14 protein-coding genes are annotated in these 20,022 nt (G+C 51.9%); 11 read left to right on the forward strand and 3 right to left on the reverse strand.

Going from position 1 to position 20,022, the window contains the following annotated elements; genetic code table 11:
- Nucleotides 1-192: 192 nt before the first annotated feature.
- Nucleotides 193-3,243 (forward strand): CBM35 domain-containing protein, encoded by a 3,051-nt coding sequence (locus M3194_RS16130; RefSeq protein WP_251655090.1) that lies wholly within the window; start codon nt 193-195, stop codon nt 3,241-3,243.
- 159 nt (nt 3,244-3,402) lie between these two features.
- Here M3194_RS16130 and M3194_RS16135 read toward each other — a convergent pair whose 3' ends face one another.
- A complete protein-coding gene (locus M3194_RS16135; RefSeq protein WP_251655091.1) occupies nt 3,403-5,145 on the reverse strand; it encodes a sensor histidine kinase in 1,743 nt (580 codons plus the stop codon).
- A gap of 18 nt (nt 5,146-5,163) precedes the next feature.
- The gene (locus M3194_RS16140) at nt 5,164-6,765 is read right to left on the reverse strand and encodes a response regulator (RefSeq protein WP_251655092.1); all 1,602 of its coding nucleotides are present in this window, start codon (nt 6,763-6,765) and stop codon (nt 5,164-5,166) included.
- A gap of 211 nt (nt 6,766-6,976) precedes the next feature.
- Between M3194_RS16140 and M3194_RS16145 the strand changes: the two genes are divergently transcribed.
- The 5 genes from M3194_RS16145 (at nt 6,977) to M3194_RS16165 (ending at nt 13,372) form a co-directional block, all read left to right on the forward strand.
- Complete coding sequence (locus M3194_RS16145; protein WP_251655093.1) at nt 6,977-7,960, forward strand: ABC transporter permease; 984 nt, start codon at nt 6,977-6,979, stop codon at nt 7,958-7,960.
- Between the two features lie 26 nt (nt 7,961-7,986).
- Nucleotides 7,987-8,874: a carbohydrate ABC transporter permease gene (locus M3194_RS16150; RefSeq protein WP_251655094.1), complete on the forward strand. Its 888-nt coding sequence runs from the start codon at nt 7,987-7,989 to the stop codon at nt 8,872-8,874.
- Nucleotides 8,875-8,976: 102 nt separating this feature from the next.
- Nucleotides 8,977-10,614 carry an ABC transporter substrate-binding protein gene (locus M3194_RS16155; RefSeq protein ID WP_251655095.1) on the forward strand — a complete coding sequence of 546 codons (1,638 nt, stop codon included), beginning with the start codon at nt 8,977-8,979 and terminating at the stop codon, nt 10,612-10,614.
- Between the two features lie 115 nt (nt 10,615-10,729).
- Nucleotides 10,730-12,787, forward strand: coding sequence for an alpha-galactosidase (locus M3194_RS16160; protein WP_251655096.1), 2,058 nt, complete (start codon nt 10,730-10,732; stop codon nt 12,785-12,787).
- A 180-nt stretch (nt 12,788-12,967) separates the two neighbouring features.
- Nucleotides 12,968-13,372, forward strand: coding sequence for a hypothetical protein (locus M3194_RS16165; protein WP_251655097.1), 405 nt, complete (start codon nt 12,968-12,970; stop codon nt 13,370-13,372).
- Between the two features lie 43 nt (nt 13,373-13,415).
- On the opposite strand, the gene M3194_RS16170 is transcribed toward M3194_RS16165, so the two are convergent.
- Nucleotides 13,416-13,877 carry a GNAT family N-acetyltransferase gene (locus M3194_RS16170; RefSeq protein ID WP_251655098.1) on the reverse strand — a complete coding sequence of 154 codons (462 nt, stop codon included), beginning with the start codon at nt 13,875-13,877 and terminating at the stop codon, nt 13,416-13,418.
- A gap of 521 nt (nt 13,878-14,398) precedes the next feature.
- Here M3194_RS16170 and ilvB point away from each other — a divergent pair.
- The 5 genes from ilvB (at nt 14,399) to M3194_RS16195 (ending at nt 19,946) form a co-directional block, all read left to right on the forward strand.
- On the forward strand, nt 14,399-16,144 hold the full coding sequence (gene ilvB / locus M3194_RS16175) for a biosynthetic-type acetolactate synthase large subunit (RefSeq protein ID WP_251655099.1): 1,746 nt from the start codon (nt 14,399-14,401) through the stop codon (nt 16,142-16,144).
- Nucleotides 16,141-16,626: an acetolactate synthase small subunit gene (ilvN, locus tag M3194_RS16180; RefSeq protein WP_132303137.1), complete on the forward strand. Its 486-nt coding sequence runs from the start codon at nt 16,141-16,143 to the stop codon at nt 16,624-16,626. The genes ilvB and ilvN overlap by 4 nt, the downstream gene beginning before the upstream one ends.
- 146 nt (nt 16,627-16,772) lie before the next feature.
- The gene (gene ilvC, locus M3194_RS16185; protein ID WP_015842927.1) at nt 16,773-17,765 is read left to right on the forward strand and encodes a ketol-acid reductoisomerase; all 993 of its coding nucleotides are present in this window, start codon (nt 16,773-16,775) and stop codon (nt 17,763-17,765) included.
- A gap of 132 nt (nt 17,766-17,897) precedes the next feature.
- Nucleotides 17,898-19,442 (forward strand): 2-isopropylmalate synthase, encoded by a 1,545-nt coding sequence (locus tag M3194_RS16190; RefSeq protein WP_251655100.1) that lies wholly within the window; start codon nt 17,898-17,900, stop codon nt 19,440-19,442.
- An 81-nt stretch (nt 19,443-19,523) separates the two neighbouring features.
- Nucleotides 19,524-19,946 carry a secondary thiamine-phosphate synthase enzyme YjbQ gene (locus M3194_RS16195; RefSeq protein WP_251655101.1) on the forward strand — a complete coding sequence of 141 codons (423 nt, stop codon included), beginning with the start codon at nt 19,524-19,526 and terminating at the stop codon, nt 19,944-19,946.
- Nucleotides 19,947-20,022 lie beyond the last annotated feature (76 nt).

Below are 20,022 nucleotides of genomic sequence, written 5' to 3' on the forward strand. Positions count from 1 at the left end.
AGGCTGTAATAAGGATGCCATTGGAAAACCGCCAAAGGAAGAGCTGCTTTTAAGAGCCGTTCTTCAAACTTTGGCGGTTTGTCGTATGGTTCGTTAAATATTGGGATTGTTCAAGCCTCTTCTCTGTTTTACATTGAAAGCGCAACATGAAAGCGCTTCAACATTTCTGATGTGAACGGGAGGCTTGATGTAATGAAAAGGAAATTTGGGGCATGGTCCGGCAAAGGTTTGTTCCTCTTGCTGGTGACCGTCCTGCTCGTCCAGTTAGCCGGAGGAACCGGCGGACGTGAGGTTGAGGCTGCAGGCGCGGATCTGTCCGCTGCGGCAGCTGACTCGGCTGATGGAAGCTATTCGTACGAAGCGGAAGCGGCTGTCAATACGCTGTCGGGAAAAGCAGAGATCAAAGCATGTGCGGAAGCAACGGGCTGCTCCGGCGGCCAAATCGTCGGCGGCTTGTACGGAGGTTCGTCACTGACCGTAAACGGTGTAACGGTGGAAACAGCCGGCGTATATACAATGACAATCCATTATATTTCCGGAGATCCTAGATCTTTTGGGGTTCGCGTAAATGACGGCACAACCGATCATTATGATCTGCCGAAGACAGTCGATTGGAACACGCTTGGCACCTATGAGCTGGAGATTGAGCTGAAGGCCGGAGCGAACACGATCAAACTGGAAGATGAAGGCGGTTATTCGCCGGACGTCGACCGGATTGAGCTTAAGTTATCCGAAGGCGGAGGTCCCGGCGAGCCTGGCCCAGGCACGGCTTATGAAGCGGAAGCAGCCGTCAATGTGCTGACAGGTAATGCGTCAGTCAGCGGCTGCAGCGCGGCTACAGGCTGCTCGGGCGGCAAAAAGGTCGGCAATCTGTGGGGCGGATCCACGCTGCAATTCCGTGACATCCTGGCAGAGAAGGCAGGCGTATATACGCTTAGCATCTCTTACGTCTCGGGAGATCCCCGTCCGGTATCCATTGCCGTTAATGACGGCCAATCGGATAATTACGCCCTTCCAAAAACCGAAAACTGGGACACGCTTGGCGTGTTCAAGCTGGAGGTAGAGCTGAAGGCGGGAGCAAATACCATCACGTTTAACGATGACGGCGGCTGGTCGCCGGATATTGATAAAATTGAGATCGCGGCTGCAGAAGGACCGGGCGAGGACCCGGGTCCGGTAGACAACATCGGCCAAATCGGCCAAGTGATCGACTCCAAAAAATACGGCACGATCAAGGTAACCGCGCATGAGAAGGGAGCAACCTTCGTTTCCGGTTCCATCAGCGTTACGTATAATACGGAATCTGGCCTTGCGGCATATGCTTGGAATGGCAAAACGCTTGTAAAAGGCGCTTATGCGAGCGCTCAGCTGGAAGATAAGCTGCTGGACAGCCGCAAATACGGCGAGCATAGCTTTAAACTCAGCAATGTAGAGAAAATTAAGGATGGACATGGCAAAGGTGTCCGCATTACGGTCGAGAACCGCGGCGAAGGCCTGCCGGTTATGAAGCAGATTTACCAGCTGTATGAGGATCAGGCTTACTTCCTCGTATCCCAGCAAGTGGTTAGCGGCACTTCGGTCAGCTCGAATGATATGGCTCCGCTCGTCGTGAATGCAAGCGGCGGCGTTGATGTCGGCAGCAGCGGAGATAACCGCGTACTAATCACGCCTTACGACAATGACGCGTGGTCCCGATATCAAGCCCGCACAATCAACACGGCGCTGAACAACAACAACTACATCAGCTCCGAGATGACGGCCATCTATGATAACAACAGCCGCACCGGACTTGTGATCGGTTCGGTAACGCATGATGTTTGGAAGACCGGTATTTTCTGGAGCGGCTCGAATGACAAGCTGAACAAGCTGAAGGTGTACGGCGGCTTCACCTCGCTCACTTCGACTCATGACAGCATTGGTCATGGCAAAGTGTCGGGCAAGACAATCACTTCGCCGCAAATCGCCATCGGGTACTACGCGGATTACCGCGACGGTTTGGAGAATTACGGAGAAGCGAACGCGGCCGTTGCGCCGCCGCTCAAGTTCGAGAAGGGCGTTCCTTCCGGCGTGCCGGTAGGCTGGAACAGCTGGGGTGCTTACGAGAGCTCGCTCAGCTACGACAAAGTCGCAGAAGTATCGAATTTCTTCAAGGCCAATCTGCAAAAATCGTTTACAAACAAAGGCACCGTCTATATCAATATGGACTCCTATTGGGATAACCTGTCCGAGCAGCAGCTTCGCGACGCCGTTAAGCTGATCCGCAAAAACGGGCAAAAAGCAGGCATTTACTACGGTCCTTTCGTATACTGGGGTGACAACATGTCGCAGCCGGTAGAAGGGACAAACGGCAAGTATACTTACGGCGATATCGTGCTTCGCGATACGGAAGGCAATATTCTTCCGAAGGTAGACGGCGCATACGCGATCGACCCAACGCATCCAGGCTCCCAGCAGCGCGTCGAGTATATTTTCAAGAAGTTCCTGGACTACGGATTTGAATATATCAAGATCGACTTCTTGTCCCATGGCTCTTTCGAGGGCAAGCATTACGATCCTAGCGTTCAGACAGGCATTCAGGCATATAACCAGGGAATGGCTCATATCAACAAGGTGCTTGGCGGCAAAATGTTCATCAGCGCCTCGATTGCTCCGTTGTTCCCTAGCCAATATGCTCATGCAAGACGTATCTCCTGTGACGTTGACGGCTCGCTTAGCCGCACCGAATACCAGCTTAACAACCTGACGTACGGCTGGTGGCAAAACGGCACGATCTACACGTACACCGATCCGGACTACATGACGCTCGCGAAGGGCGGCTCCTTTAACGCGGCTCAGACCCGGGTTAATGCGGCGGCAATTTCCGGCACCGTGTATATGAACTCGGATGACGTAAGCAATGTAGAAACGCAAAAGCTGATGAAATCGCTCCTTACGAACAAAAGCGTAAACGAGATCGCTTTGATCGGCGAAGCCTTCCGCCCTGTGGAAGGAAATACGGGCAACGCTGCGGCAGACGTATTCGTCCTGCAGGACAAGAAGGACTACTACCTCGCCGTGTTCAACTACACGAATGAGGCAGTCGTGAAGACCGTCGATCTGAAACGGGCTTTAGGCGACTCGGCAACCTCGAAGGTTGAGCTCACGGATGCATGGACCGGCGCTAAAGCCGAAGCCAAGGACTCGCTTCAAGTAAGTCTCGAGGGCGCGCAATCCAAGCTCTACAAGGTCAAGATCAAGAAATAAACAAAAGGCTGTGCCGGGGTTATCCGGGCACAGCCTTTTTGTCTATGACGCTTTTGCTCGGGGACTCCAATCCAATTGGAATTGTTCAAGGAATCCCCGGGCAATGGCGAACGGTACATTTAATTGCGCAGTTTGCCCATTAACCTAATCACCATGTTCTTACTTCCCGGGAATCCGAATCGTCACCGACGTCCCGATTCCAAGCCGGCTGAAGATCGACACCCCGTACGAATCGCCGAACAGCAGCTTAATCCGGTTATCGACATTTCGCACGCCGTAGCCGGACAGCGTATCCTCGCTTTCGGGCAGACCGTCTTTTTGCATCCGCATGCCCATGCCGTCATCGATGACGCTAAGCAGGATATCCTGCCCCTCGCGATATGCGCGGATAATAATGTTGATGCCAAGCTCGTGATCCCAAATCGCATGGTTGATGCAGTTCTCTACGAACGGCTGAAGCGTCAGCTTGACGATGGGGCAAGGCAGCACGGATTCATCGATATCGTAGTGAACCCGAAGCAGATTAGCGAATCTCACCTGCTGGATCGATACATAATAGCGGGTCAACTGAATTTCTTCATGAACAGACAGCGTGTTTTTGCCTTTGTTCAGCGAGATGCGGTAAAACTTCGCCAGATCGGTCACCATCTTGTTCATGCGCGGATCATCGTTGCGGATGGCAAGCGATGAGATTGATGCAAGCGAGTTGTACAGGAAATGCGGGTTAATCTGCGCCTGCAGCACGTTTAGCTCAGCCTCCCGCTTATCGATCTCCTTCATATAGACGTCAGAGATTAAAGAGCTCAGACGCTGGCTCATCTTCCGGAGCGCATTGCCGATTTGACCAATCTCATCCCGCCCTAGCGGCCGGATATCGATAAGCTCGAAGTCCTCCCGTTCAATGCGGCGGATCATGCCTACAAGCTTCTCCATCCGCTTGGTGAACAGCCGGGCGGTTACATAGATCAGAATCGCCATGAGGGCAAGACTGACCAGAGCATAGGTCAGAATCCGTTTTGCCGTTAAATGCGCTTTGGACAAGAAGCTGCTGTAAGGAATAAGCGATACGCTTTTCCAGCCGTATTTGGTTGTGTTGTAGACGACCAGCACCTTCTCGCCGTTATAGGTACTGTCGAACCGGCCGGTCGCCTCGGCGGGAAAAGGATCCGGCAAGTCGATAGGCTGATTCAGCAGGCTTTTATCCTTGGCTGACATGACGATGCCTTCTTCATTAATGATCAGTACCGACTTGTCGCTCGCTTCCTTCGCCATCAGCCGGAATATATCGGACTCCAGGATATTGATCGTCAGTACGCCATACGGATTATTCATGCTGCTGATATTGAGCAGACGCGTCAACGTGAACATCGGCGGCTTGTCGGGCTCCGGAGGAGAGGTGACGAACCTGACGTCCCCGAAGCTGCCGCTGAGCGACTTGTAAGCCAAGGAGCTGCGAAATCTCTGATCCATGGATTTAATGTACATCCCGTCCGTGGGCAGCGTTTCGTTGCTGATAAAGACCGTCATCGATTCAATGTCCGGATTCGTCGTCAGCATGTTCACAAACGAGTTGTTAATATATTTGTAAGCGTCGACGAAGAGAGAAGGATCCTTCGAATAATCATTGGTCAGATAAGCACGCAGCGTGGAGTCCAGGTACAGCGTTGCGGACAGCTTCGTGTACGCGTCCAGCTTGTTCTCCAGGTTGGAATTAATTTGCGCGACTGTAGAGCCTGTATTCGCCACCATCTGGGAAGAGAGCTCGCTGCGAATGGTTGAATACGAATATTGAACGAAAAAGAGCAAGGGGAGAATTCCCCCGAGCAGGAACATGACAAACAGCTTCTCGCGAAGCCGCCAATTGTATAAGGGATTAATCAGCCATCCGGCTAGCTTCCTCATTTGACAGACCACTCCAGCCTAAAGTTGCAATTTGCGGTATTCGTTAGGCGTGCTGCCTTTATGCTTCTGGAATACCGAGCAGAAATAGGAGACATTCTCGTAGCTGACCCGGTGGGCAATCTCGCGCACCTTCAGCGACCGGTCCTTCAGCAGCTCCGAAGCATGATTCATGCGGATTCGGGTTAAATAATCAAGGATGGTCTCGCCGGTCTTTTCCTTAAAGATCGTTCGTACATAGTTGGGCGACAAAAAGACTTCCTTGGCGATATCCTCGACCGTAAGAGGCAGATGATATCGCTCGGTGATCAGCTTTATGATCTGCTCGGCGACCGACTGATGACGGTCGATATCGCGCTCGGCCGCCGCCTTGAGCAGCTCCGAGCAGAATCGGAGCGCATAAGCGTGATAATGGGTGATCGAAGGCAGCGACGACAGCTCCTTCCAATGATCCGCCAGCAGCTGTTCGCGAAGCGGGCCAACCATAAGGGAAGTAAAATGCTGCTCCAGAATGGTCAGCAGCTGGATCACCGCCCGAACGGCGAAGTTGCGCTCAATCCTCTCCTGCCGCATGCTGCTGAACCAGTCGTCCAGCACATGGGCCACGCGTTCGGCATCGCCTGCCTGCACCGCAGCTATAAGAGAAGCTGACGCCGCGTCTACAGGAATATCGGACTGCTTCGCCGTTTCCTCGCTGCAGCTTCGGATAACCGAGCCTGCCTGCCGGTACAGCTTCTCTTCGTTGCAGCGCTGCGACTCCTCGAACGCTTCCTTCAGCAGATGAAAGCCTTTGTAAGGGCCGGACAGGCCGATCGTCGCGAAGGCTTCGCCTTCCGCCGTGACAGCCAGCAGCTCCTCCCGGAGCAGCTCCCAATAAGCGGTTTCCCAATGCTGGGGCTTCCCTTGAAACAGAATAAACAGCGTGCTTGGTCCGGTCTCCAGCACGATTGCGGCGTCCAGTCTCCGCTTCAGCAGATTCCGCGCGGCTTCCGCCGCTTCCTCCGTCAGAATGGAAGAGGTCGCGCCCGGTGGATCGCCGCTGGCTATACGGTCAACGGAGCGGCTCAGAAGGGCAGGAGGCTCAAGCGTCATGTAAGCGGCTCCAAATGCCTGATGACTCAAAAAGCCGGAGGCCCCTTTTTCCCATTGCCGAATCCACTCGAGCCGCTTATCCGGGGAAGGCTCGCGGACGATGCGCAGCAGCAGCTTCTCCAGCCGCCAGCCGCCTCCCTCGCTTGCGAGCTGCTCTTCCTCGCATTTCTTTTTCACTTTCTCAAGAAGCACAAGCAGCTCTTCCATGTCGATCGGCTTCAGTAGATAACCTGCCGCTTCGATATTAAGGGCGGATTTAATATATTGAAATTCATTATGTCCGCTCAGATAAATAATTTTGACGCTTTTGTCGATCTGCTTCGCGCGCCGTCCGAATTCCAGTCCGTCCATAATGGGCATGCGCACGTCTGTCACAATAATATCCGGCTTCAGCTCGGTGAGCTTGGCCAGCGCTTCCTTCCCGTTGCGCGCCGTCCCGACGACTTGAATGCCTGCCTGCTCCCAGGGAACATAATGCTCCAACGTCTCCAGTTCGATCGCTTCATCGTCTACCAGCAGCACGGTATACATGTCGGCACCGCCTTTCTTGAAGTGATATAACCACATAATTCGCGTTATTTCTAGTTTAACGGCAATGCCGTTATTCAACAATGCAGCAAAAGGAAGTGTGTGGGTTTCGAGCATAAATCGGTAGATCTTATTATAGAACGGTTATTTTGCGGGGCCTATAATAAGGACACAAAGCAATGAAAACGCAATCAATTCACGGGAGGGCAACACGATGAACATGCAAACAAAAGCGCATCCAGAGGAAAGCGGGGCGCTTGCCGTCAAACGGAAAAGAGGCGGGCTGCTGGATAGATTAAAAGAGCAGCGGCTGCTTTACGTCCTGATGCTGCCCGCCATCATCCTGACCTTGATGTTCTCCTACGTGCCGATGTTTGGACTGTATATGGCGTTCATTAATTATCAGCCTGGCGGAGGAACGTTCTTTAAACAATTTTTCACGACGGATTTTGTAGGGCTGCAATGGTTTGATTATTTCTTCACAAACGGCGATTTCGTGAGGATTATGCGCAACACGCTGGCACAAAGCTTCCTCTCGCTGCTGTTCGGATTCCCGATGCCGATTATTCTGGCCCTCATGATTAATGAGCTGCGGAACGGCTGGTTCAAGCGAACATTTCAGACCGTCTCCTATATGCCGCATTTTATCTCCTGGGTTATCGCGGCAAATATTATTATCACGATGCTCTCATCGGGCGGGGTTATCAACAACATTCTGACCGGACTTCATATTATCGACGAGCCGATCCAGTTCATGCAGAAGGGCCACCTCTTCTGGTGGATTATCGCCTTCTCGAATGCCTGGAAGGACATGGGCTTTAACGCGATTATGTATCTGGCCGCGATTGCGGCAATCAACCCCGAGCTGTACGAGGTTGCGAAGGTTGACGGCGCAAGCCGCCTGAAGCAAATGCTGCATATTACGCTTCCGTCCATTCGGCCGACGATTATTATTTTGGCCATCCTCGCGGTTGGCGGTATTCTGAACGCAGGCTTCGACCAGCAGTACCTGCTTCAGAACAATACGGTAATGGAGTACTCGGAAGTTATCGATACGTACACGTACAAATACGGTTTGCAAAACGGTATGTTCTCCTATGGTGCCGCCGTCGGTTTGTTCAAATCGGTTGTAGCGTTCCTACTTGTCATCACCGTTAACCAGATGGCTAAAAAGACAGAAGAGCAGTCGCTGTTCTAGTACAAAACGGAAGAGGAGAACACGTCATGGTGAAAGACAAAAAAGATTTTCTCTTTATGACCGCCGTTTACACATTTATCGTTGCGATATTTATAGTTACGTTCTATCCATTTTGGAATGTTTTCATTATCTCGCTGAACAGCGCGGAGGATACGCTGCGGGGTAACCTCTATCTGTGGCCAAGGGAGTTCAGTCTCGCAAGCTATGCGCAAATTTTGGGCGACAGCGAGATATGGACGGCGATCCGGGTTACGCTGCTGAGGACCTTAATCGGCACGCCGCTTGCCGTCATCACGATCAGTATGCTGGCGTTTGCGCTGAGCAAGAAGGAACTGGTCGGCAACCGCTTCTGGACGTTATACTTCGTCTTTACGATGTATTTCGGCGGCGGACTTATTCCTTACTATATGGTGCTCAAGAGCTACCATTTGATCGACAGCTTTATGGTGTTTATCGTGCCGGGCTTAATGAACGTGTTCTATATGATCATCGTCCGGACCTTTATGCAAGGTCTGCCGCAGGAGCTGGACGAATCAGCCAAGATGGACGGAGCGAACTACATCCAGATTTTCTTCCGTATTATTTTGCCGCTGACGACGCCCGTACTCGCAACAATCGGCTTGTTCACGGCGATCAGCCACTGGAATTCCTGGTTTGACTCTTACGTGTTTACGTATAATCCGGATTTGAAAACCCTGCAGGCCGTACTAGTCAAAATCCTCAACCAGTATCAGACAGGCTCTATGGTTGGCGATGCGCAGGCTATGGCGAATTCGGCAAAACGCATGCAGGTATCGCCGGATACGATCCGGATGGCAGCAACTATGGTTGCAACGCTTCCTATTATTATGGTGTATCCGTTCCTTCAGAAATATTTCGTAAAAGGCATGACGCTGGGCGCGGTTAAGAGCTAACGTGCCCGGGTAACAGATTACTTGCGAGGGGGTGCTCCCGGCGAGTTCAGGCTGGACAGCTTTTGCAATACGGCTATGATAATGAATAAGGGGGAAGAAAGTATGAACGCAAAAAAATGGACGCTGTCGCTTCTGACAGCCGCAATGATGATTTCGGTTACAGCTGCTTGTTCGTCAAATTCTACAAACAACAAACCAAGCAACACGGGAACAGAGAATGCAGCAGGAACAAACGCTACCAACGAAACAAAAGATCCAAGCACCGACCCGATTACGATTACGTTCTTTGATAAGAACACGGGCGATAAGTTCGACAATGCCATCGCTAAAGAAATTACGAAGCGTACCGGCGTAACGATCGAGATTCAGCAGCCGACGGGCAACCCGACGGAGAAGCTGAACCTGATGCTGGCGAGCGACGACTTGCCGGATATGATCATGTTCGACCGTTCCAGCGATCTGGTTGCGAAATACACGGAAGCGGGTTCGATTATTCCGCTGGACGAACTGATTGAGAAATACGGTCCGGACGTAAAAGAAATGTACGGCGATGTATTGAACAAAACGCGTTATAAGGACGGCAAGAACTACTACCTGTCCAACTGGTATGGTCTTGAGCACGAGCCGGTATTCGGCTTCAACATGCGCAAGGATATCGTGAAGGAGCTTGCGCCGGATAAAGCGGAAGGCGGCGTTCCGTTCACGCAAAGCGAGTTCAAACAGCTCTTGGTTGATTTCAAAGCGAAATACCCGCAAATCGACGGCAAGGATTCGATCGCTCTGACGATGGACGGCGAGAACTGGGGCGGTACGCTTGGCACTTTCAAAGGCATGTTTGGCCTGATGCCTTACTACGAGCATGACGGCAAGCTGCAATACGATGTGAAGGATCCGAAATACAAGGACATGATCCTGTTCATGAACGACTTGTACCGCTCTGGCTTGATGGACAAAGAATGGGCGATCAACAAACGTCAGGTTTGGGAGCAAAAAATCGCAACGGGCACCATCTTCTCCTCGACTGGCGCATATTGGGATTTGGGCAACTCCAACACCATCCTCAAAAAGGATAAAAGCGAGGAATCGCAGCTGTACGCTTATAAAGTTGTGGCAGACGGCGTAGACCCTGCGAAAACAACCTACGGCGGCCGCAGCTCACTCGGCTGGGATGCCATTGCGATCACGAAGAAGAACAAAAATCCGGAACGCACGATGCAGTTCATCAACTTCCTGGCAAGCGAAGAAGGCCAATACCTGCTCATGTGGGGTATCGAAGGCACGCATTGGGATATGAAGGACGGCAAGCATGTGCCGCGTCCGGAAACCCTTCAAGCATTCAAAGACGATTGGGCGGCTTATACGAAAGAAACAGGCATTCGCAAATGGACTTGGTTTATCAAGAACGGTCCGGGTACAGACGGCACTCCTTATGACCTTCCAGGCCGTTACGAGCGTGCGCCGGTCGACCAGATGGCGATCAAGAACCTGTCGGACAGCATTTTTGATACGGCGATCTACGATGGCATAAGCCCTCAAGGCGGCACCCCTGAAGCATTGTCCGAGCAAAAGATCAGCGATATTACGAAGCAGGCGATCACGAAAGCCATTATGGCTCCTTCGGCTGAAGAAGCAAGCTCGATTTTTGACAAAATGCTTTCCGATATGAAAGGTGCGGGCGACGAGAAGGTTGAAGCAGTCTACACAGCCAATTACGAGTCGCGCAAAGCACTGTGGAATTAATAGCGGTCATATCATTTGAATAGACGGTACAAGGGAGGGCCAGCTGAGCTGGCTCTTTCCCTTACCATAATAGCCGGTAAGAGTATTCAATCTATCTAGGAATGGGAGCGAAGAAATGATGACGACGAATATGGGACAATTCAAGCTGGAACAAGCCGCTGGTACGTTTGCGGCAGACAACGGACTGCTGAAGGTAACCGCAAATACGGAGGACGGCACGCTGGCGCTTGCCTGGAGCAATGGCCAGACGATGACGGGATTATATGCTGAAGCGCGTGTTGGCGGAGCTGTTGTCCGCTCTTCCTGGTATGGATCGCATGCCGTTCCGGAAGCATCCGTTCAGGAGATTGAGGATGGGTTTGGCAAAGGGCTTCGTTTCAGCTTTGAACATACCGAACCGGGTAAGCCCGTACTTAATCAGCACATTCGTCTGTATAAGGATCTGCCTTACGCTCTGATTGAGCTTGAAGCATCCGATGAGCAGGAATGGGAAACGAATGAGTTAACGCCGCTCGCCTCTTATCTGAACGACAATGGCATACTGGATTTCGGCGACGGTTCCAAGGAAGAAATCCGCTCTCTGTTTATCCCGTTCGATAACGATAAATGGGTACGCTTTGGCTCGCATGCCAACCCTGTGAGCGTCCGCAGCTATGAAGTGACGGCCGTTTACCGGGCAGAATCGCGACGTGGCTTTATTGTCGGCTCGGTTACGCATGATACGTGGAAAACAGCGATTGATGTCGAAGGCACATTCTCGGAAGCGATCGGCCGCCTTCGGGTGTTATCCGGCGTCTCGGATCTGCAGACGCGCGATACCGTTCCGCATGGCTCGCTGCGGGGAACGTCGATTCTGTCCGCAACGATATTGGTAGGCGCTTACGACGACTATCGCGAAGGCATGGAGGCTTACGGCAAAGCTAATGCCGTTGTTCAGCCTGCCCTCTCCTGGTCCGGCGGCGTTCCTATGGGCTGGAACAGCTGGTCGGCCGTTATGGCCAAGCTGGATTACGACGTCTATACGCATACTTCCGATTTCTTCGCGAAGGAGCTCCAGGAGAATGGGTTTGCGGATCAGGAAGGCAGCTTGTATGTCAACTTTGACGCTTTCTCCAACAATTTGAAGGAGGAAGAGCTGGCGGATGCCGTCAGCCGGGTGAAGGCAAACGGTCAGAAGCCCGGAACGTACTATACCCCGTTTGCGTTCTGGGGAAGCAACCCGGATACAGCGGTTGAAGGGACGGACGGCGCCGTGCTGTACCGAGAGATCCTGCTGAAGGACGAGGCCGGCAATCCTCTGCCGAAGCTGGACGGAGCATTCCCTATCGACCCTACGCATCCGGAAGCGATTAACCGCATTTTGCGCAAGCTGGATGAAGTGGTCGCGGACGGCTATGATTATTTAAAAATGGACTTTTTGGCGCATGGCGCGATGGAAGGCGTACATTACGATCCTTCGATCCGCACCGGCATCCAGGCTTACAATTTTGGCATGGCCGCTATTGCGGAAGCGCTTAGCCCGGAGCGTCTTGGACGTCCGTTCCTCATCAATCTGTCGATCGCTCCGCTGTTCCCGCACGGCTATGCGCATAGCAGACGCGTATCCTGCGATGCCTTCGGCTTGATTAATGATACGGAATATATGCTGAACGCACTGACGTACGGCTGGTGGATCAGCGACAATCTGTACCGGTTTAATGATCCGGATCATATCGTGTTGTACAAAAGCTATAATCAGGAGGCAACCTCGGAACATGAAGGGCGCAGCCGCCTGAACTCGGGTGTCATTGCCGGCACTTCTCTGCTGCTCGGCGACGATTACCGGATGGAGGAAGCGGCATCCCGCGCCAAAGCGTGGATGACCAACGGGGAAGTTATGGCGCTTGCAAGGCGCGGGGAGTCCTTCCGCCCGGCGGAAGGCAGAAGCGGTACTGGCGGCGAGGATCTGTACTCACTGGCTGGTGACGGCGGTACTTGGGTTGCCGTCTTCAACTTCGACGGTAAGAACGGCAAATCGAAGACAATCGACTTGTCCCGTGTTGGCGTAGACGGATCGAAGGGACTGACGGTCCGCGATCTGTGGAGCGGGGAATCTTTCAGCTTGAAGCCGGGTACGTCCATCCATGAGCTCGAGCTTGAGCCAGCCGAATCAAAGCTATTGTTCTATATCTAATTCATAAGAAGCGGTGCAGGGGGAGATCCCCGCACCGCTTTATTTTTTGCCCGCATTAGGCAAATGAATTTCTAAGCATAGATGAAATGGGTTGATGCTTCGGTCCTCCTTCAAGGACAAACAAACAGGCAGGCGGCAAGCCTCTTGAATAAGCTAAAGAACAACGGGAAAGGAGGGATATTGATGAGCAAAGTTTCCAAGGCACAAGTTAAGAAGTTAGTCGGCAAACAGATCTATGCCGTTCGCAAGGACGGGTCTGTCGTAACAGGCAAGCTTGTGAAACTGCGGCAAAACAAGCTCGTACTGGCACCTCTGAGAAAAGAGAAGGGGAAAGTGGTGAAAACCACAGCCTTCTTGCCGCTGGTATTGTTTGATCTTCTTGTTATCGGCACATTGCCGTTCTGGGGTGGCGGCGGCTGCGGATGCGGTGGCGGCGGCTGCGGTAAATGCGGCGGTGGCGGTTACGGCGGCGGCTATGGCGGCGGCGGTGGCGGTAATTACGGCGGTGGCTATGGCGGCGGCTATGAGGGCGGCGGTTACGGCAGCGGCTATGGCGGCGGTCCGTACGGCGGCGGTTTTTACTAAAATATAAGAAGGTATAAGTCTTTTCTATACGATGCTTATATGATTAGTAGTAAGATGAGGAAGCAAGCGGCTTAATCATTTCATAACAGCGGAGCTCCGGATAATACTGGATGGCCTGATAACCGAGGCGGCTGTACAGATTTTTGGCCTTGGTATTAATGTCATCCACGAATAGTCTGGATGCTCTGCAGTTTTGGGCTATTCCGTAGGCCTCGGCGGCGAGCAGCAGCTTCCTGCCCCATTGCCGGTTGCGGTGATCCGGATGCACGACAAGCATATCAAGATACAGGATTTCGCCCGTGATTTCGAATCGGATAAAGCCATAGGGCTTGCTTGTTTTTCCTTCTGAAGCTACATAAGTAACCCCGCGGCGGAACCGTACGGGAAGATCCCTGATCGTCTGGGCATCCAGGGGATGGGCGGTATGGGACATCGGAATAAGCTCGGCTTGTATGAGGCGGAAAATTTCCGTATCGTCTGTCTTTGGATTACGTGCTCGTATCATCAGCGATCCATCCTGACCGTATGAAATTGCCGAATATGGGCTATGTTATCATATGAACGAAAGGCGAATATTGCCTAACTATTTTTTCGAAATAGTTAGGTACATTAGCTTGACGAACAGATGTGCAAGGCATATAATAAAGAAAATCTTATCCAAGCATATGTAATCGGCAATGATGAGGACGAAGTGTTAAGGGCTCTTTTGCTCAGAGAGCGGATGGATTAGCTGCAACCATCGCCAAAACCCCTTTTCTACGAGCTCACCTCGGAGCTGTTTTCCTGAAAAGCAACATAAGTCAAATGTTGGTTATTAGGGAAAATCGCAAGACACGCGTTATTGTGTCAAAGGTATGGGCGTTTTGTGCGCACACGTTCATTTACCTTATGGAGGTTATGCATCGCAAGATGTATAACGAATTTGGGTGGTACCACGGAAGATATAACCTTTCGTCCCTCAGGCTTCAATAGTTGAAGCTGGAGGAACGAAGGGTTTTTTTGTTGTTTTCGAGAGGAGGATGACTAATGGTCACGCAAAGTGCAACGCTGAAGTCTAAAGAAGAAGTTATGGAACGGATGAGAAAGCCAGAAGTAATTTCGGGTTCTGAAATATTACTCCGCAGTTTGGTGCTGGAAGGCGTCGATTGCGTGTTTGGTTATCCGGGCGGCGCCGTATTGTACATCTACGATGCGATGCACGGGTTCGCCGATTTCAATCATGTTCTTACAAGACATGAACAAGGTGCAATCCATGCGGCAGACGGTTATGCCCGTGCCAGCGGCAACGTTGGCGTATGTATCGCAACATCCGGTCCTGGCGCGACAAACCTCGTTACGGGAATTGCAACAGCTTATATGGACTCTGTACCGCTCGTTGTTATTACGGGCAATGTCATCTCGTCCCTTATTGGTACGGATGCTTTCCAGGAAGCGGACATTACGGGCATTACAATGCCGATTACGAAGCACAGCTACATGGTTCGCGATGTAGAGGATCTTCCTCGCATTATCCATGAAGCGTTCCATATCGCCAATACCGGCCGTAAAGGCCCGGTTCTGATCGATATTCCGAAGGACGTGTCGGCGGCCAAAACCTTGTTCAAACCGGTAACGGAAGTGAGCATCCGCGGCTACAATCCGACGGTATCGCCCAACAAGCTGCAAGTCGACAAATTGATCAAAGCGATCGAAGGGTCCGAGCGTCCGCTCATCCTTGCCGGCGGCGGTGTTGTCTACTCCGGAGCCCATGAGGAATTGCTCGAATTCGTTACGAAGACCGAGATTCCGATTACAACGACTTTGCTTGGTCTTGGCGGCTTCCCAAGCGGCAACGATTTGTGGCTTGGCATGCCGGGTATGCACGGTACGTACACGGCGAACAAATCGATTCAATCGGCGGATCTTCTTATTAATATCGGCGCGCGCTTCGATGACCGCGTAACGGGCAAGCTGGCCGGCTTTGCTCCGCTTGCGAAGATCGTTCATATCGACATTGATCCGGCGGAGATCGGCAAGAACGTTCCAACCGATATTCCTATCGTTGGCGATGTGAAGACGGTTCTGCAGCAGGCGAACCTGCTTGCGAAACGTGCGGACAAGGCAGATGCTTGGCGCGAGCAGATCCAAGAATCGAAGGCGCAATATCCGTTCAGCTACAAGGATTCCGATGTTGAGCTGAAGCCGCAGTGGGTTGTCGAGATGATTCACGATACAACAAACGGCGACGCTATCGTAACAACAGACGTTGGCCAGCATCAGATGTGGGCCGCGCAATATTATAAATTCAACAAACCTCGCTCCTGGGTAACCTCCGGCGGCCTTGGCACTATGGGCTTTGGCTTCCCGTCGGCGATTGGCGCCCAAATGGCGAACCCGGACCGCGTCGTTGTTTCGATCAACGGTGACGGCGGCATGCAGATGTGCGCGCAAGAGCTTGCGATTTGTGCCATCAACAACATTCCGGTCAAGGTTGTCATCATTAACAACCAAGTACTGGGCATGGTTCGCCAATGGCAGGAGCTCATCCACGAGAACCGCTTCAGCCATATCGATCTTGCAGGCAGTCCTGACTTCGTTAAGCTTGCAGAAGCTTACGGCGTTAAAGGCTTCCGCGCTTCGAACAAAGAAGAAGCGAAGGCTGTATGGGAAGAGGCGCTCCGCCATCCAGGCCCTGCAGTTGTCGAGTTTGTTGTTCGCAGAGACGAGAATGTGTACCCGATGGTAGCACAGGGTAGCACGATCGACCAGATGATCATGGGGGATGCAGAATGAAAAAGCACACGATCGCAGTAATTGTCAACGATCAGCCCGGCGTTCTGCAGCGCGTATCCGGCTTGTTCGGACGCCGCGGCTTCAATATTGAGAGCATTACGGTAGGCGCAAGCGAAGAGCAGGGCTTGTCCCGTATGGTTATCGTCACAACTGGCGATGACCATACGCTCGAGCAAATTACCAAGCAGCTGTATAAGCTGATTGACGTTATCAAGGTTATCGACCTGAGCTCCAATCCAATGGTTTCCCGTGAGCTGGCGCTTATCAAGGTAAGCGCAGAGCCGTCTTCCCGTCCGGAGATTCTGGGCGTAGTAGACACCTTCCGCGCAGCGGTTGTGGATATCGGCACTCATTCGCTTATCGTACAAGTTATTGGCGATACCGAGAAAATCGATGCCATGGTAGAGCTTCTGAAGCCTTATGGCATCCGCGAGCTTTCCCGTACTGGCGTAACAGCGCTTAACCGCGGTAACGTACGCTAATAGTAAGAACAAATATCAATTATAATTAGTGAGATCCCGTTTTGAACGGGAGTTTAAGGGGAGACATTTGGAGTGTGGTTCGTATCCGGGCTTCTCTGCTTAAACACCCGTTCAAAAGGGTTAAATTAAAGGAGGCAATCATTAAAATGGCAGTTACATTGTACTATGAAAAAGACGCAGACCAAGGCGTACTTCAAGGTAAAACAATCGCAGTTATCGGTTACGGCAGCCAAGGCCACGCGCAAGCGCAAAACCTTCGCGACAGCGGCCTGAAAGTAGTTATCGGCCTTCGTCCGGGTAAATCCGCAGACGTAGCAGCAAAAGACGGTTTCGAAGTGTTGACTGTAGCAGAAGCGACTAAAGTTGCTGACGTTGTTCAAATTTTGCTCCCTGACGAAACCCAAGCGAAAGTATACGCGGAAGAAATCGAACCAAACCTGAAAAAAGGCGCGGCTCTGATGTTCTCCCACGGCTTCAACATTCACTACGGCCAAATCGTGCCTAGCAAAGATACAGACGTATTCCTGGTAGCTCCTAAATCCCCTGGTCATATGGTTCGCCGTACATACCAAGAGGGCTTCGGCGTTCCTGGTCTGATCGCTATCCACCAAGATGCTTCCGGCAACGCGAAAGCAATTGGTCTTGCTTATGCTAAAGGTATCGGCTGTACTCGTGCAGGCGTTATCGAAACTTCCTTCAAAGAAGAAACAGAAACAGACTTGTTCGGTGAGCAGGCTGTACTGTGCGGCGGCGCTTCCGCGCTCGTTAAAGCAGGCTTCGAAACCTTGGTTGAAGCTGGCTACGCTCCAGAAATGGCTTACTTCGAGTGCTTGCACGAGCTGAAGCTGATCGTCGACCTGATGTATGAAGGCGGTCTGGCTACAATGCGCGACTCGATCTCCAACACAGCTGAATACGGCGACTATGTAACTGGTCCACGTATCGTTACGGAAGAAACGAAGAAAGAAATGAAACGCGTTCTGGAAGACATCCAATCCGGCCGCTTCGCGCGCGACTTCATTCTTGAAAACCAATCGAACCGCGCTATGCTGACAGCTACTCGTCGTAACGAAGCTGCTCATCCAATCGAGCAAACTGGCAAACAGCTGCGCGAACTGATGCACTGGATCAAAAAGTAATAAGATCATAACCCGCATATAAAAAGATGTTATCCCGGTTCGCCGGAGTGCGAGTAGGTTAGGTTCCAAACCTGCCTTGCACGCGTTCTGAGCGGTCCGGGATGATTCTGTTCTCGGAGGTGTAAGGCACAAATGCGAAAAATTTATATTTTTGACACGACGCTTCGTGACGGAGAGCAGTCTCCCGGTGTTAACCTGAACACAAAAGAAAAGGTTGAGATCGCGCTGCAGCTTGAGAAGCTTGGTGTGGACCGTATCGAAGCAGGTTTCCCTGCGGCTTCCCCAGGAGATCTCGCGGCTGTTAATGCGGTTGCCAGCGCAGTTAAGAATGCTACGATTATTGGCTTGTCACGCTCCCGCGAACAGGACATCGACGCGGTACGTGAAGCGCTGAAAGGCGCGCAGGATCCATCCATTCACGTTTTCCTTGCAACAAGCCCCATCCACCGCAAGCATAAGCTTCGGATGGAGAAGGAGCAGGTGCTGGAAACGGCTGAACGTGCGATCACTTACGCGAAGAAATATTTCAGCAAGATCGAATTCTCGCTTGAGGATGCAGGACGCACAGAGCTTGATTTCGTCTGCCAGATGACGGATATGGCGATTCGCGCGGGCGCTTCTGTCGTGAATCTTCCGGATACGGTTGGTTACTTGAATCCGCTTGAATACGGCAACATCTTCAAGACGGTGAAGGAAAATGTGCCAAATATCGAAAAAATCCAGCTCAGCGCCCACTGTCATGACGACCTCGGCATGGCAACGGCTAACGCTCTTGCGGCTATTCTGAACGGTGCCGACCAGATCGAAGGTACGATCAACGGAATCGGCGAACGCGCAGGTAATACGGCGCTTGAGGAAGTTGCGCTGGCGCTTGAGACGCGTTTCGATTACTTTGGTGCAAAAACCGGGCTGAACCTGAAGGAAATTGCAAAAACAAGCCGCCTTGTAAGCAAGCTGACCGGCATGGTCATTCCAGGCAACAAAGCGATTGTTGGCGCTAACGCATTCGCGCATGAATCCGGCATTCACCAGGACGGCATGCTGAAGGAGAAAACGACTTACGAGATTATTTCTCCGGATACAATCGGCCTTCGCGATTCGAAGCTCGTTCTGGGCAAGCACTCCGGCCGCCATGCGTTCCGCGAGAAGCTGATCGATCTCGGCTACGAGCTGGATGAAGAAGCTGTAAATGCGGCTTTTGCGAAGTTCAAGGACTTGGCTGACCGGAAGAAGCATGTAACGGATGAAGATATCCGTGCCTTCCTGGAAGAGAAGCTGATCGATACGCCGGAAGTCTATACGCTTGAGGCGATTCAAGTCAGCTATGGCAACCAATCGACGCCTAGCGCTTCGGTGCGCATCCGCACGGCGGATGGCGAGAACCGCGAAGAAGTTGCCATTGGCAACGGTTCGGTTGACGCGATCTACAATGCGATTGATAAAGTAACGGCTGAAGCGGTTGAGCTTGAAGACTATTCCATCAAGTCGGTATCGCAAGGCAAGGATGCGCAGGGCGAGGTTCATGTTGTGCTGAAGCAGGATGATGTATCCGCTCAAGGCCGCGGCCTTAGCACGGATATCCTTGAAGCAAGCGCGCGTGCTTACATCGATGCGCTTAACCGTCTCATCGAGAAACGCAAGTCCCCGGGACGCCGCGACAAGATGAGCCTGATTTAACTAACAAAAGTACCGACAAAAGCCAAACCGACAAAGTCTATTCTGACTTTCTCAGTTTGGCTTTTGCGGTTAGCTGAACAGATGAGGGACAGGAGGAGGGAGAAGTTGATTACCGAAACGCTGCAAACATCAAGAAGAGATGAAATGATTGATATTACGCGTAAGGTAGCATCTATTGTAACGCGTGAAGGAATCCAAAGCGGGCTTGCCGTTGTATACTGTCCGCACACAACTGCTGGAATTGCGATTCAAGAGAATGCCGATCCGGATGTGAAGCATGATATATTAATGCGTCTTAACGAGGTATATCCTTGGGAGCATCCGAAATACCGGCATGCAGAAGGAAATACGGCCTCCCATTTGAAGGCGCTTACGACGGGGACAAGCCAGACCGTTGTCATTAATGGCGGAAAGCTTGTGCTTGGCACCTGGCAGGGTATTTATTTCTGCGAATTTGACGGTCCGCGCAGCCGCCAATATCATGTCAAACTGATCAACGGCTAGACAGGTCGAGGCCTTTATAAGCAGCACCTATAAAGATGATAGATTTTATATCTTGGTTTTCATGCTTGAAATGTGG

It is taken from the genome of Paenibacillus glycanilyticus, from assembly GCF_023715145.1.
GTDB lineage: Bacteria > Bacillota > Bacilli > Paenibacillales > Paenibacillaceae > Pristimantibacillus > Pristimantibacillus glycanilyticus_A.

What these genes read in the sequence shown, in the direction of transcription:
- M3194_RS16130 (WP_251655090.1), top strand. Translation starts at nt 193, where the DNA reads ATGAAAAGGAAATTTGGGGCATGGTCCGGCAAAGGTTTGTTCCTCTTG.
- M3194_RS16135 (WP_251655091.1), bottom strand. Translation starts at nt 5,145, where the DNA reads ATGAGGAAGCTAGCCGGATGGCTGATTAATCCCTTATACAATTGGCGG.
- M3194_RS16140 (WP_251655092.1), bottom strand. Translation starts at nt 6,765, where the DNA reads ATGTATACCGTGCTGCTGGTAGACGATGAAGCGATCGAACTGGAGACG.
- M3194_RS16145 (WP_251655093.1), top strand. Translation starts at nt 6,977, where the DNA reads ATGAACATGCAAACAAAAGCGCATCCAGAGGAAAGCGGGGCGCTTGCC.
- M3194_RS16150 (WP_251655094.1), top strand. Translation starts at nt 7,987, where the DNA reads ATGGTGAAAGACAAAAAAGATTTTCTCTTTATGACCGCCGTTTACACA.
- M3194_RS16155 (WP_251655095.1), top strand. Translation starts at nt 8,977, where the DNA reads ATGAACGCAAAAAAATGGACGCTGTCGCTTCTGACAGCCGCAATGATG.
- M3194_RS16160 (WP_251655096.1), top strand. Translation starts at nt 10,730, where the DNA reads ATGATGACGACGAATATGGGACAATTCAAGCTGGAACAAGCCGCTGGT.
- M3194_RS16170 (WP_251655098.1), bottom strand. Translation starts at nt 13,877, where the DNA reads ATGATACGAGCACGTAATCCAAAGACAGACGATACGGAAATTTTCCGC.
- ilvB (WP_251655099.1), top strand. Translation starts at nt 14,399, where the DNA reads ATGGTCACGCAAAGTGCAACGCTGAAGTCTAAAGAAGAAGTTATGGAA.
- ilvN (WP_132303137.1), top strand. Translation starts at nt 16,141, where the DNA reads ATGAAAAAGCACACGATCGCAGTAATTGTCAACGATCAGCCCGGCGTT.
- ilvC (WP_015842927.1), top strand. Translation starts at nt 16,773, where the DNA reads ATGGCAGTTACATTGTACTATGAAAAAGACGCAGACCAAGGCGTACTT.
- M3194_RS16190 (WP_251655100.1), top strand. Translation starts at nt 17,898, where the DNA reads ATGCGAAAAATTTATATTTTTGACACGACGCTTCGTGACGGAGAGCAG.
- M3194_RS16195 (WP_251655101.1), top strand. Translation starts at nt 19,524, where the DNA reads ATGAGGGACAGGAGGAGGGAGAAGTTGATTACCGAAACGCTGCAAACA.